General features: G+C 69.1%; 6 protein-coding genes and 1 pseudogene. 3 read left to right on the top strand and 4 right to left on the bottom strand.

The genetic code is table 11. The features are described 5' to 3' along the window. Positions 1-110: 110 nt before the first annotated feature. The 3 genes from AC067M_RS31705 to AC067M_RS31695 are packed head-to-tail and all read left to right on the top strand — an operon-like array spanning position 111 to position 7749. Positions 111-7073: a polymorphic toxin-type HINT domain-containing protein gene (locus tag AC067M_RS31705; protein ID WP_478700481.1), complete on the top strand. Its 6963-nt coding sequence runs from the start codon at positions 111-113 to the stop codon at positions 7071-7073. Beyond that, positions 7070-7342 (top strand): hypothetical protein, encoded by a 273-nt coding sequence (locus AC067M_RS31700; protein ID WP_478700480.1) that lies wholly within the window; start codon positions 7070-7072, stop codon positions 7340-7342. Before AC067M_RS31705 ends, AC067M_RS31700 begins: the two co-directional genes overlap by 4 nt. Before the next feature lie 5 nt (positions 7343-7347). Continuing rightward, on the top strand, positions 7348-7749 hold the full coding sequence (locus AC067M_RS31695; protein WP_478700479.1) for a hypothetical protein: 402 nt from the start codon (positions 7348-7350) through the stop codon (positions 7747-7749). A gap of 71 nt (positions 7750-7820) precedes the next feature. Here AC067M_RS31695 and glgB read toward each other — a convergent pair whose 3' ends face one another. The 4 genes and pseudogenes from glgB to AC067M_RS31675 form a co-directional block, all read right to left on the bottom strand. Further along, the gene (gene glgB / locus AC067M_RS31690; RefSeq protein ID WP_478700478.1) at positions 7821-10553 is read right to left on the bottom strand and encodes a 1,4-alpha-glucan branching enzyme; all 2733 of its coding nucleotides are present in this window, start codon (positions 10551-10553) and stop codon (positions 7821-7823) included. 37 nt (positions 10554-10590) lie between these two features. After that, complete coding sequence (locus AC067M_RS31685; RefSeq protein ID WP_478700477.1) at positions 10591-11979, bottom strand: maltokinase N-terminal cap-like domain-containing protein; 1389 nt, start codon at positions 11977-11979, stop codon at positions 10591-10593. 87 nt (positions 11980-12066) lie between these two features. Beyond that, on the bottom strand, positions 12067-13767 hold the full coding sequence (treS, locus tag AC067M_RS31680; RefSeq protein WP_478700476.1) for a maltose alpha-D-glucosyltransferase: 1701 nt from the start codon (positions 13765-13767) through the stop codon (positions 12067-12069). Then, a pseudogene (locus AC067M_RS31675) lies at positions 13764-14192 on the bottom strand (alpha-1,4-glucan--maltose-1-phosphate maltosyltransferase); the annotation flags it as partial. The pseudogene AC067M_RS31675 and the gene treS, both read right to left, overlap by 4 nt.

Genomic DNA, 14192 nt, shown 5'->3' with positions numbered 1-14192 from the left:
AGGGCCGTACCACGGCTCACCTACCGCAGTCACCAGCGTGAGCGTGCGGCGACGCACCGCGCGCTCAGGCACAACCCCCGGGAACCACGAGGAATGAGGACGGAGCGATCGTGAAGCGAGCACGGATGGGGGGCACGCGCCTGTGGCGCCGCGTCGCCCTCCTGGTCCCGGCCTTCCTGGTGGGCTCGATCCTCCAGGCCTCGGCCGTACCCCTGGCCGACGCCGGTGTCGGCGACCGGCCCCATGTGCCCACGGCAGAGAAGCCGCTGACCGGACACGGCCTGGCCCCACGCCACCGCACGAGCGACGGCGAACCACGCGTGCCGAAGACCGCCCCCCACCACGCCTGGGCCGAGGCGGGCTCGGCGACGGTCACCCTGAAGCCCCAGGCCAACGCGGCCACGGTGCACGCGGGCAGCCTGCCGGTCTCCCTGATCACCCTGAAGACCACGAAGGCCAAGGCCAAGTTCCGACAGCGCACCCCCCTGTCCGGCCCCGCAACCGTCCGCGTCCTCGACCAGAAGACCACCCGCCGCGCCGGCGTCGACGGCCTGCTGTTCTCCCTCGCGCCCCAGCGCGGAGCCAAGGGGAGCACGGTCGGCGTCCGCGTGGACTACGCCAAGTTCGCGCAGGCCTACGGCGGTTCCTACGGCGCCCGGCTCAAGCTCGTCCGGCTGCCCGCCTGCGCCGCGACCCGCCCGACCGACCCGATGTGCACCACGGCGACCCCGGTCGCCTCCGACAACGACACCGCCACCCAAACCCTCACCGCCTCCGCGGTGGCCATGTCCACGTCCACGTCCACGCAGAGCACCGCGGCACCCATGCTGATGGCGGCCACCACCGGCTCCTCCAGCGATCACGGCGACTACTCGGCGAGCCAGCTCTCCCCCTCCGCCGCCTGGCAGACCAACCTCAACACCGGTGATTTCTCCTGGTCCTACGACATGCCGGTGCCGGGCGTCCCCGGCGCGTTCGCCCCGAAGGTGGGCCTCTCGTACTCCTCGGGCGCCATCGACGGCCGTACCGCGAACACCAACAACCAGTCCTCCTGGGCGGGCGACGGCTTCAGCCTGTGGCCCGGTTCCATCGAGCGCAGCTACAAGTCCTGCGCCGACGACGGTGTGCAGAACGCCGACGGCAGCAAGCCCGGTGACGTGTGCTGGGCCTACGACAACGCGACCCTGTCGTTCAACGGACACTCCGGTGAGCTGATCGCGACCGGTACCGACAGCTTCCGTATCAAGGGCGACGACGGCACCAAGGTCGACCGGCTCTACGGCTCCTCCACCAACGTCCGGGCCAACGGCGCGCACAACGACGAGTACTGGCGGGTCACCACCACCGACGGCACCCGCTACTACTTCGGCTACAACCGGCTCACCGGCTGGGCCTCCGGCAACCCGGAGACCAACTCGACGTGGACGGTGCCGGCGTTCGGCGACGACGCCGGCGAACCCTGCCACGCCGCCGCGTTCGCCGACTCGTGGTGCCAGCAGGCCTGGCGGTGGAACCTCGACTACGCCGTCGACACCCATGGCAACACGATCGCCTACTACTACAACAAGGAGACCAACTACTACGCCCGCGACCTCAAGCCGGCCGACGAGACGGTCTACGACCGGGGCGGCTACCTGGACCGCATCGAGTACGGGCTGCGCAGCTCCTCCAACTATTCCGCCAAGGCGTTGGCGAGGGTCCGCTTCACCTCGGCCGAACGCTGCCTGCCGGAGACCGGGGTCACCTGCGACCCGTCCACGATCGACACCGACTCCTTCCACTGGTACGACACCCCCTGGGACCTGAACTGCAAGTCCGGCGAGGACTGCACCAAGTCGTACTCACCGAGCTTCTGGACCCGTAAGCGCCTGACCGGTGTCACCACCGAGACGCTCCAGTCAGGCGGCACGTACGCCGCCGTCGACAACTGGACGCTCGCCCACCGCTGGGGCACCTCGGACATCGACTACCAGCTGCTGCTCGACTCCCTCCAGCACACCGGCAAGTCGGCGAGCCCCGAGATCCAGCTGCCGAAGGTCACCTTCGACTACGACCAGCGCGCCAACCGCCTCGACATCAACGGCGACGACACCTCCCCGTTCATCAAGGAACGCCTGTCCGGCGTCTCCGACGAGTCCGGCGGAGAACTCGCCGTCCAGTACTCCACCGCGGCCTGCGACGCCTCGAACCTGCCGACCCCGCAGACGAACACGACCCGCTGCTTCCCGGTGTACTTCACCAAGGAAGGGGACGTGGACCCGAGCCTGCAGTGGTTCAACAAGTACGTCGTCGACTCCGTCACCCAGATCGACCGCACCCAGTCCTCTCCGGAGATGGTCACCCGCTACAGCTACCTCGACGGGGCGGCCTGGCACTACGACGACGATGACGGGCTGACCAAGGAGAAGTACAAGACCTGGTCCACCTGGCGCGGCTACTCCCACGTCCGGGTGCAGACCGGCGGCCAGGACCCGGTCGGCATGAAGTCGCAGACCGACCACTACTTCCTGCGCGGCATGGACGGCGACCGCGCCGGACCGTCCGGCGGCACGAAGACGGTGACCGTCTCCGACGACCACGGCGGCACCATCACCGACGACGACGCCGTCTCGGGCTTCGAGTACAAGACGGAGAACTACAGCGGCCCCGGCGGCAACGTCCTGGAGAAGACCGTCAGCACGCCCTGGCACCACCAGACGGCCACCCGCGTACGCACCTGGGGCACCACCACCGCCGACCTGACCGGTGTCGCCTCCACCCGCAACTGGACCTCCCTCGACGACGGCGCGGGCGCGAGCTGGCGCACCACGTACAAGACCAACACCTTCGAGAACACCGCCGGGCGCATCGTCCAGACCGACGACTTCGGCGACGAGACCACCTCGGCCGACAACCAGTGCACGCGTACCACCTACGTCGACAACACCAGCGCCTGGATCCTCACCAAGCCGTCCCGCTCGGAGACCGTCGCCGTCAAGTGCGCCGACACCCCCGACCGCTCCAAGGACGTCGTCTCCGACACCCGCTCCGCCTACGACGGCCAGGACTACGGCGCGGCCCCCACCAAGGGTGACGCCACCCGGACCGCCTCCCTGCAGAGCGACGACGGGACCACCGCCACCTACCTGGAGGCGGGGGCGACGTTCGACACGTACGGGCGCCAGCTCACCTCCACCGACATCACCGCCACCGTCAAGGCGACCGAGACCACCGCCCCGGTACGCACGGCCCGCACCGACGGCCACACCACCACCACGGCCTACACCCCGACGACCGGCTTCCCGACGAGCTCCACCGTCACCACACCACCGGCCACCGCGAGCGACTCCACCACGGCCCAGACCACCACCACGACCTACGACGCCGTCCGCGGTGCTCCGGTCACCGTCGTGGACGCCAACAGCAAGCGCACCGACACCACCTACGACGCCCTGGGCCGTTCGCTGAAGGTGTGGCTGCCCAACCGTGTGAAGGCCAACGGCGACACCCCGAACTACGAGTTCTCCTACACCCTCACCGACGGCAAACCCCCCGCCATCGGCACCACCACCCTGTACGGCACCGGCCGCAGAACCTCGTACACGCTCTACGACGGCTTCCTGCGAGCGCGCCAGACCCAGGCGCCGGGCCCGGACGGTGGCCGGCTCACCAGCGACACCTTCTACGACGAGCGCGGCCTGACCAGCAAGACCTTCGCCCCCTACTACAACACCAGCGCACCGTCGTCGGACCTGCTCGTCCCGGACAACGCGCTGTCCGTGGAGACGCAGACCTGGAACTCGTACGACGGGATGGGCCGAGTCACGCAGTCGCAGCAGGTCGCGGGCAACGGCGACCACGGCACGGTGCTGGCCACGACGACCACCGCCTACGGCGGCGACCGCACCACCGTCACCCCGCCCAACGGCACGACCCCCACCACCCGGGTGACAGACGCCCGCGGCAACACCACCGAGCTGTGGCAGTACCACGGAGCCACGCCCACCGGCACCCCGGACAAGACGTTCTACCAGTACAACGCGAGGGCCAAGCTCACCAAGCTCACCGATCCCGCGGGCAACGCCTGGACGTACCAGTACGACCAGCGCGGCAACGAGATCCAGGCGACCGACCCGGACAAGGGCACCACGACCACGAAGTACGACGACTTCGGGCAGCTGACCTACACCCTCGACGCCAACCAGAAGAAGATCACCCACGTCTACGACAACCTCGGTCGGGAGCTCGAGACCCACGACGGTGACGCCTCCGGGCCCCTGCTGACCAAGCACGTCTGGGACCCGACCGGCTTCAAGGGCCAGCCGGCCTCCACCACCCGCTACGTCGGCGGTGCGACCGGCAGCGCCTACACCACCACCTACAGCCTCTACGACACCCTCTACCGGGCGCACCGCACCACCGTCACGATCCCGTCCTCCGAAGGGGCGCTGGCGGGCTCCTACCAGACGAACACCCAGTACAACGTGGACGGCACGGTCCAGTCGACGAGCTACCCCGCAGCCGGCGGCCTCACCGCCGAGACGATCACCCCGACGTACGACGACGCGCTGCGGGTGAAGACCCTCAACGCCGGTACCAGCGCCACCTACCTCACCAACACCGTCTACAGCTTCACCGGCAAGCCGCTGCAGTACACGTACCAGGGGGTCGGCGGGAGCAAGACGGATCTGACCAACACCTACGAGTGGGGCACACAGCGGCTGCACAACTCCAGCGTCAACCGCGACGGTGTCCCCGGCACCGACAAGTCGGCCACCTACTCGTACGACGAGGCCGGTGACATCACCGCCGTCGCGGACGTCTCCCGGGACGGCACCGACAACCAGTGCTACTCCTACGACTACCTGGACCGGCTCACCGAGGCCTGGGCGCAGAACACCACCACCTGCGCGGCCACTCCGTCGTCCTCGGTCCTCGGCGGACCCGCACCGTACTGGCAGTCGTACACCTACGACCTCAGCGGCAACCGTCGCACGCAGACCGAGCACGACATCACCGGTGACACCACCAAGGACGTCAAGCGCACCTACAGCTACCCGGCCCCGGGCGGCACGCGCCCGCACGCCCTGACCCAGGTCGACACCACCGGGCCGAACGGCGTCTCCCAGGACACCTACAGCTACGACAACGCCGGCAACACCCACATCCGCACCGTCGGTGGTGACCAGCAGACCCTCACCTGGGACGGCGAGGGCCACCTGACCCAGGTCACCAAGCCCAACGGCAGTGGCGGCACCGCCACCACGTCCTACGTCTACGACGCCGACGGCAACCGGCTGATCACCCGCACCGATGCCGACACGACGCTCTTCCTCGGCGGTACCGAGCTGACCCTCGCCAAGGGTGCCTCCGCGGCGAAGGCCACCCGCTACTACGACCTCGGCGGCGGCAACCAGGCCGTCCGTACCAGCGACAACAAGCTGTCCTTCCTGATCGGCGACCAGAACGGCACGTCCCAGCTCGCCATCGACGCGGCGGCCGGCACGCTCAAGCAACGCCGCTCCACGCCGTTCGGCACGGCGCGGGGCACCGCACCGACCAGCTGGCCGGGCGACAAGAGCTACGTCGGCGGCACCCAGGACGCGACCACGGGTCTGGTCCACCTGGGCGCCCGGGACTACGACCCGACCACCGGCCACTTCCTGTCGGTCGACCCCGTGCTGGACCCCACGGACCCTCAGCAGCTCAACGCCTACGCCTACGCCAACAGCAGCCCCGTCACCTTCAGCGATCCGAGCGGGCTCTACTACTGCCGCAACGGCCGCTCCGACAACTGCGACGTGCACGGCAACCCCCGCGGTGACGGCGCGTGGTGCCCCAGCTACGACGACCCCTACTGCGGCGACCGGCCCATCGACCACGGCGGCAGCGGCGGGGGTGGCGGCGGCGGTGGCGGCGGTCATCACACGAGCGCCGGACCGGGCGTCAGCAAGGACCAGAAGAAGAAGATCAAGAAAATCTACGACTACTTCTTCAACCCCAACCAGTGCTTCGGCAACGCCATCAACCCGGACCCGAGATTCGACGTCTGCTACACCCAGGCGGAGATCGACGCGGACAAGCGACTCGGGAAGGAAATGCTCTCCGCACTGGGCGACATGACCGTCGTGGTGCCCTGGGTGCAATGCGTCCGAGGAAACCAGGACGAGTGTGACGTCCTCGGGGAGGCCATCTCCACCTGGGACGTGGGGGCGGTCGAGGCGGGATCCGCGCGGTTCATCAGAACCGTCGCCCGGGACGTGAAGCGGTTCTGCAGCTTCACGCCGACGACCGAGATCCTGATGGCGGACGGGAAGAAGAAACGCATCGCGGCCATCCGGCCGGGCGACAAGGTGGAGGCCGCCGATCCCCGCAGCGGCAGACACGTCGGCCCACGCCGGGTGACGGCCCGGATCGACCATGCCGACACCGACCTCGTGGATCTGCTGGTCCGCGAAGGAAAGGGCCGTTCCTCGGTCGTCCACACCACAGCCAACCACCCCTTCTGGAGCGACTCGGCCCAGGCATGGCAGCGCGCCGACGAACTCCGGTCGGGCAGTGTCCTGGTGACCGACACCGGTCGGCACGTGCGGGTCGAGCGCACCGAGGAGCGCCTGGACACCGCCCGGATGTACAACCTCACGGTGGAGGACCTCCACAGCTACTACGTCCTGGCCGGTGACGCCCCCGTCCTGGTGCACAACTGCGACGGCGTGGTCGACTGGGTCACCGAAGGCAGACGCATGGGAGCGGCACAGGACTTCGAGGACGGTGCCTACGGCGCCCGGTCGCGGGTCTCCACCCAGAAGCGAGAGGTACCCGCCCTCGACTTCATCACCCTCGACGGCGACACGAAGCAGGTCAAGTTCGACGGATTCGACGAGGAGAACGGAGTCCTGATCGACCGCAAGTACGGCAGCGTGGTGACCACGACCAAGGTGCAGAACGCCGTGATAAACCAGTCTCTCGCACTTGAACAGAACGGCTTCCGAGGGTTGTGGGAAGTGACGAACCAGCGCTCCTACAACAAGGCGGTCCGTATGTTCTCCCGGCTTGGTGTCGACAACATCGACGTGAGGATCGTGACGCCATGAGTTATCGCGCAGTCGTCAAAGCCCTGGTGGATCTGACCGTCTCCATCGATCTGACCGATGAGGACACCGTGGATTCAGGTTTCGCCGCGGCGGTCTTCGGCGACGTGGCCGTCACCCTCCGCACCATGCCGGTGGAGACCAGGGAAGAATTCCTCCGCATCGTGGGGGAGTTGGCCGAGGAGGAGGAAATCCCGGAAAGGCGCGAGCTGCTTCAGGAATTCGCCGAGAACTTCGACCTCCTGGACGAGGAGGACGAGGGGAACGAGTAGGGCACATGGCCTTCGAATACGGCGTTCTGGGCCGCTCCGGCGGCCGGACCGCGCCCGCCGCACTGGAGCAGCTGCTGGACTTCCTCGAGGCGCAGGACCCGGACGTCTCCCGCGGTGGGATCACCCTGGGGGACGGCTGGGCCGCCACCGATGTCCGGATCCACCGTCCGGGCGAGACGGAACTGGAGCAGTACGTGCAGGTGAGTGCGGGCGGCGAGATCCCCCAGCTCTACGCCGAGCTCGCCGCCGCCTCCAGCGAGATCGACCTCACGGGCGTGGACCTGATGCTGACCACCACCCTCAGCGGAGTCACGGACCCCGTCCTGAACGACCTCATCCAGACCTACGCCCTGCCGGAGTGGAACGGAGTCCTGTGGGACGAGACATCGGGGTTCCATCTGCGGTGACGTTCATGGCCTGAAACAGGCGTCCGGGTCCCCTTCCATGAGGGAACCCGGACGCCCAGTGCTTTCGCGGCTCAGGCCGGGCGCAGCCAGACCGTAGCCAGCGGGGGCAGCGTCAGACGGATGCTCGCCGGGTGTCCGTGCCAACCCGTGGCCTCCGGCTTGACCGCGTCGGGGTTGGTGACGTCGCTGCCGCCGTAGCGGGCGGCGTCGGTGTTGAGGACCTCCAGCCAGGCGGGGACGTCGTCGGGGACGCCGATGCGGTAGTCGTGGCGGACCACGGCGGAGAAGTTGCTGACGGCGAGGAGCGGGGTGCCGTCGGCGTCGTGGCGCAGGAAGGCGAACACGTTGTCGTCGGCGGCGTCACCGACGATCCAGCCGAAGCCGGCGGGGTCGGTGTCGCGCTCCCACAGGGCCGGGGTGTGGCGGTAGACGGCGTTGAGGTCGCGGACGAGATCCCTGACCCCGCGGTGGTCGGCCTCCGCGCCGTACGCGGGATCCAGCAGCCACCAGTCGGGGCCGTGGGCCTCCGACCACTCGGCGCCCTGCGCGAACTCCTGCCCCATGAAGAGCAGCTGCTTGCCGGGATGGGCCCACATGAAGCCCAGATACGCCCGGTGGTTCGCGCGCTGCTGCCACCAGTCGCCCGGCATCTTCGACACCAGTGCGCGCTTGCCGTGGACGACCTCGTCGTGGGAGATCGGCAGGACGTAGTTCTCGCTGTAGGCGTACACCATCGAGAAGGTCATCTCGTGGTGGTGGTACTTGCGGTGCACCGGCTCGTGGCTCAGGTACTGGAGCGAGTCGTGCATCCAGCCCATGTTCCACTTCAGACCGAACCCGAGCCCCCCGAAGCCGCTCGGCCCCTGGTGGTGCGTGGCCCGGGTGACGCCGTCCCAGGCGGTCGACTCCTCCGCGATCGTCACCACACCCGGCACCCGCCGGTACACCGTGGCGTTCATCTCCTGCAGGAAGGCGACCGCGTCCAGGTTCTCCCGGCCGCCGTGCTCGTTCGGCGTCCACTGGCCCGCCTCGCGCGAGTAGTCGAGGTACAGCATCGAGGCGACCGCGTCCACGCGCAGGCCGTCGATGTGGAACTCCTCGCACCAGTACACCGCGTTGGCGACCAGGAAGTTGCGCACCTCACGGCGGCCGAAGTCGAACTCCAGCGTGCCCCAGTCGGGGTGCGCGGCCCGCAGCGGGTCCTCGTGCTCGTACAGGGGACGCCCGTCGAACTCCGCGAGGGCCCAGTCGTCGCGGGGGAAGTGTGCCGGCACCCAGTCCATCAGGACGCCGATGCCGGCCTGGTGCAGCGCGTCCACCAGGTACTTGAAGTCGTCGGGGGTGCCCAGCCGGGCGGTCGGCGCGTAGAAGCCGGTGACCTGGTAGCCCCAGGAACCGCCGAAGGGATGCTCGGCGACCGGCATCAGCTCCACGTGCGTGAAGCCCAGTTCCTTGACGTACGCGGGGAGCTGCTCGGCGAGTTGGCGGTACGTCAGTCCAGGTCGCCAGGACGGGAGATGGACCTCGTACACCGAGAACGGACCCTCGTGCGCGGGGCGCTCGGCGCGCTGCGCGAGCCACTGGGCGTCGCCCCACTCGTGCTGCGAGGCATGCACGATCGACGCGGTCTCCGGCGGAGCCTGGGTACGGCGGGCCAGCGGGTCGGCGCGCAGGGTCTTCGTGCCGTCGGGCCGGGTGATCTCGAACTTGTACTGCTCGCCCTCGCCGATGCCCGGCACGAACAGCTCCCAGATGCCGGAACCGCCCAGCGAGCGCATCGGGAACCCGGTGCCGTCCCAGTAGTTGAAGGTGCCGGTCACCCGCACACCCCGGGCGTTCGGCGCCCACACCGTGAACCGCGTGCCGGTCACGCCCTGGTGCGTCATCGGCTCCGCGCCCAGCGCCCGCCACAGCTCCTCGTGCCGGCCCTCGCCGATCAGGTGCAGGTCGAGCTCGCCCAGCGCGGGCAGGAAGCCGTACGCGTCCTCGGTGTCCTGGACCGTCCCCTCGTAGGTGACGAGGAGACGGTAGGGCGGGACCTCGGACAGCGGGAGCAGGCCCGAGAAGAAACCGTCCCCGTCGTCGTGCAGCTCGGCGCGCAGATCACCGGCGACGACGGTGACGGCCAGCGCGTACGGCCGCAGGGCCCGGAACACCACTCCGTCGGCGACCGGGTGTGCGCCGAGCACGGAGTGGGGGGCGTGGTGTGTGCCGTCGAGCAGCCGGTCGCGGTCGCCGCCGTCGAGCGCGGGGGAGAAGGCCACGCGCTGGGGGCGGACCGGCTCGTCCTGCGGTGACGCCTGCTGGGGGATGAGCTTCCTGGCGGGTGCCTTCCTGGCCGGTGCCTTCTTGGCCACGGCCTTCTTCGTCACGGCCTTCTCGGCCACCACCTTCTTCGCGACAGCCTTCTTCGCGACCGCCTTCTTGGCCACGGTCTGCTTCGTCACGGTCTTCTTGGCCACGGTCTGCTTCGTCGCGGTCTTCTTGGTCGTGGCCTTCTTCGCCGGCGCTGTCTTCGCGGCCGTCTCCTTGGCCGCGGCCTTCTTGGCGACTGTTTTCTTCGCGGTGGCCGTCTTCTTCGCCGCGACCGTCTTCTTCGCGGTGGCCGCCTTTTTCGCCGGGGCCGTCTTCTTCGCCGCCGTCTTCTCGCCCGTCGCGGCCTTCTTCGCCGTCGTCTTCTTCGCGGCCGCCGCTTTCTTCGTCGTGCTCTTCTTCTGTTTCGGTACAGCCGCCGGCTGCTCGGTGCTCTTCTCCTCGGCCGTCTTCTTCGGGTGCGGACCGCTGGACGGGGGACTGGGGGTCACGGACGGTGCCTCCTGGGCGAAGGAAGGTGCGGGTGGGTCAGGACAGGTCGGGTGAGGCGAGGCGGCGTATCGCGGAGAGGGGGACCGCGAGCCAGTCGGGGCGGTGACGGGCCTCGTAGACCACCTCGTAGACCGCCTTGTCGGTCTCGTAGGCCCGCAGCAGCACCGGGTCGGTGCGCGGGTCGACGCCGCTGACGTCGGCGTACCCGGAGCAGTACGCCGCCCGGCACGCCTCGGCCCAGCCGGGCGTCGGCGGGGTGGCCGAGTGGGCGGCGTAGTCGAAGGAGCGCAGCATGCCGGCGACGTCCCGCACCGCCGGCTGCGGCATCCGCCGTTCGGCCAGCGGCCTGGCCGGCTCCCCCTCGAAGTCGATCAGCGACCACTGACCGGAGGGCGCCCGCAGACACTGCCCGAGATGCAGGTCGCCGTGGATGCGCTGGGCCGTCCAGGCGTGGCCCTCGGCGGCCAGGTCGGCCAGCGCCTCGAAGGCGGAGTGCAGCCCCGGCACGTACGGGCGCAGGGCGGGCACCGCCTGTGCCGCCGCGTCGAGGCGTTCGACCATGCCGTCGACCAGCGGCTGGAGCTGGGCCTGCCCCAGGGTGACCGTGGGCAGCGCGCGGGCGAGGGCCGTGTGCACCTCGGCGGTGGCCCGCCCGAGCGCCCTGGCCTCCCCGGCGAAGTCCTCGCCCTTGGCCAGCTCCCGCAGCGCCAGCTCCCAGCCGTCCGCCGCGCCCTGCACGAACGGCTGCAGCACGCCCAGGACGTACGAGTCGCCGGCGAGCTCCGCGTGCATCCACGCCGTCGGCTCGGGCACCCGGGGGCAGCCCTCGCGCGCCAGCGCCAGCGGCAGCTCCAGGTCGGGATTGACGCCGGGCACGACCCGACGCAACAGCTTTAGGATGAACGTATCTCCGTACACGACCGAGGAGTTGGACTGCTCGGAGGTCACCATGCGGGGCACCAGGCCCGACCGGATCTCCCGGTCGGGGGCCCGGTCGAAACGCAGACCGCCGATACGGGCCCGGGCGCGCAACGCCTCCAGGAGCACCTCGGCGGGCCGCAGGTCGTACAACGCGTCGTACACCGTTCCTCCGGCGAGCGGTCCGTCCTCGACATGACCGATCAGCGCGGGCGCCAGCCGGGGCGGCAGCGCCTCGCGCACGCCTATGAGGAGTTGGTAGCAGTCACCGGGCTGGGCGGGGGCGCCCAGCGTGGGGGGCTGATGGGCGCGCACGAGCAGGTGGTACAGGCTGAGCCGGGTGCCGGTCGGCAGCAGCTCGGTGGCCGCCGCCAGTGTGAACCCGGTGACCGGACGTCCCTTGCCCGCGAACCAGCGCTGGCGCGGGAGCCACTCCCGCAACAGCGGATCCAGTGACGCGAGGAGACCGGGAGTCGTCGTGCTGGATCGTGTGACAGTGTCCGCCATGGCGTCACGTCCTTTCCCCGGGGGCGGTCGGGGTGCTACTGATGCGTGCCCCGGGTGGGACGGTGGAAACCGCCCCACCCGGCCGTTCTACGCGGCGTCCTTGCGGAGCCGCAGCCAGTAGAAACCGTGGCCCGCCATGGTCAGCAGGTACGGCAGTTCGCCGATCGCCGGGAAGCGCACCCCGCCGAACAGCTCGACCGGATGCCGTCCGCTGAACCTGCTCAGGTCCAGCTCGGTGGGCTGGGCGAACCGGGAGAAGTTGTTCACGCACAGCACCAGGTCGTCTTCGTACTCGCGCAGGAACGCGAGAACCGCCGGGTTCGACGACTGCAGCTCGGTGTAGGAGCCGAGCCCGAAGGCGGGGTTCTGCTTGCGGATCTCGATCATGCGGCGGGTCCAGTGCAGCAGCGACGAGGGCGACGACATCGACGCCTCGACGTTGGTGACCTGGAAGCCGTAGACGGGGTCCATGATGGTCGGCAGGAACAGCCGGCCGGGGTCACAGGACGAAAAACCCGCGTTACGGTCAGGTGTCCACTGCATCGGCGTGCGCACCGCGTCGCGGTCGCCGAGCCAGATGTTGTCGCCCATGCCGATCTCGTCGCCGTAGTAGAGGATCGGCGAGCCGGGCAGGGAGAGCAGCAGGGCGGTGAACAGCTCGATCTGGTTGCGGTCGTTGTCGAGGAGGGGCGCGAGGCGGCGGCGGATGCCGATGTTGGCGCGCATGCGCGGGTCCTTGGCGTACTCCGCGTACATGTAGTCGCGCTCTTCGTCGGTGACCATTTCGAGCGTGAGCTCGTCGTGGTTGCGCAGGAAGATGCCCCACTGGCAGCTGGAGGGGATCGCCGGGGTCTTGGCGAGGATTTCCGAGACCGGGTAGCGCGACTCGCGGCGCACCGCCATGAAGATGCGGGGCATGACGGGGAAGTGGAACGCCATGTGGCACTCGTCGCCGCCGGAGGCGTAGTCGCCGAAGTAGTCGACGACGTCCTCGGGCCACTGGTTGGCCTCCGCCAGCAGCACCGTGTCCGGGTAGGAGGCGTCGATCTCCTTGCGCACCCGCTTGAGGAAGTCGTGCGTGGCCGGGAGGTTCTCGCAGTTGGTGCCCTCCTGCTGGTACAGGTACGGCACCGCGTCCAGCCGGAAGCCGTCGATGCCGAGGTCCAGCCAGAACCGCAGCGCGGAGATCATCTCCTCCTGCACGGCCGGGTTCTCGTAGTTGAGGTCCGGCTGATGGGAGAAGAACCGGTGCCAGAAGTACTGCTTGCGGACCGGGTCGAAGGTCCAGTTGGAGGCCTCGGTGTCGACGAAGATGATCCGCGCGTCCTGGAACTGCTTGTCGTCGTCGGCCCAGACGTAGTAGTCGCCGTACGGGCCGTCGGGGTCCTTTCTCGACTCCTGGAACCACGGGTGCTGGTCGCTGGTGTGGTTCATGACGAAGTCGATGATGACGCGCATGCCGCGCTGGTGGGCGGCGTCGACGAACTCGACGAAGTCGGCGAGGTCACCGAACTCGGGCAGGACCGCGGTGTAGTCGGAGACGTCGTAGCCGCCGTCCCGCAGGGGTGACTTGAAGAAGGGCGGCAGCCAGAGGCAGTCGACGCCGAGCCACTGGAGGTAGTCCAGTTTCGCGGTGATGCCCTTGAGGTCGCCGACTCCGTCGCCGTTGCTGTCCTGGAAGGAGCGGACGAGGACTTCGTAGAAGACGGCGCGCTTGAACCAGTCCGGGTCCCGGTCCTTGGCCGGTGTGTCCTCGAAGGTGTCCGGGACGGGCTCGTTGACGATCATGTGGGTGACCCTCCGATCTGCGGGGTGGACGGTCGCAGAACCGTCAGGACGTGCGCCGGCCGGTCGCCCGGTTCGAGACGCACGTAGTTGGCCCTGCCCCAGTGATAGGTCTCGCCGGTGAGCTCGTCGCGCACCGGCACCGACTCGTGCCATTCCAGGCCGAGGTGCGGCATGTCCAACGAGACCGTCGCCTCCTGGGTGTGGTGGGGGTCGAGGTTGGCGACCACCAGAACCGTGTTCGAACCCTGTCGTTTCGAATACGCGATCACCGCTTCCTTGTCCGTCTGGTGGAAGTGGAGATCACGCAGCTGCCGCAGGGCCGGGCTGTTTCGTCGGATGGTGTTGAGTTTGGTGATGAGGGGGGCGATGGTGCGGCCCTCGCGGGCGGCGGCCTCCCAGTCGCGGGGGCGTAGCTGGTACTTCTC

Source organism: Streptomyces sp. NPDC043427, from assembly GCF_056436655.1.
Note: the sequence above shows the minus strand (reverse complement) of the source record. Positions and strands in the feature narration are given on the sequence as shown.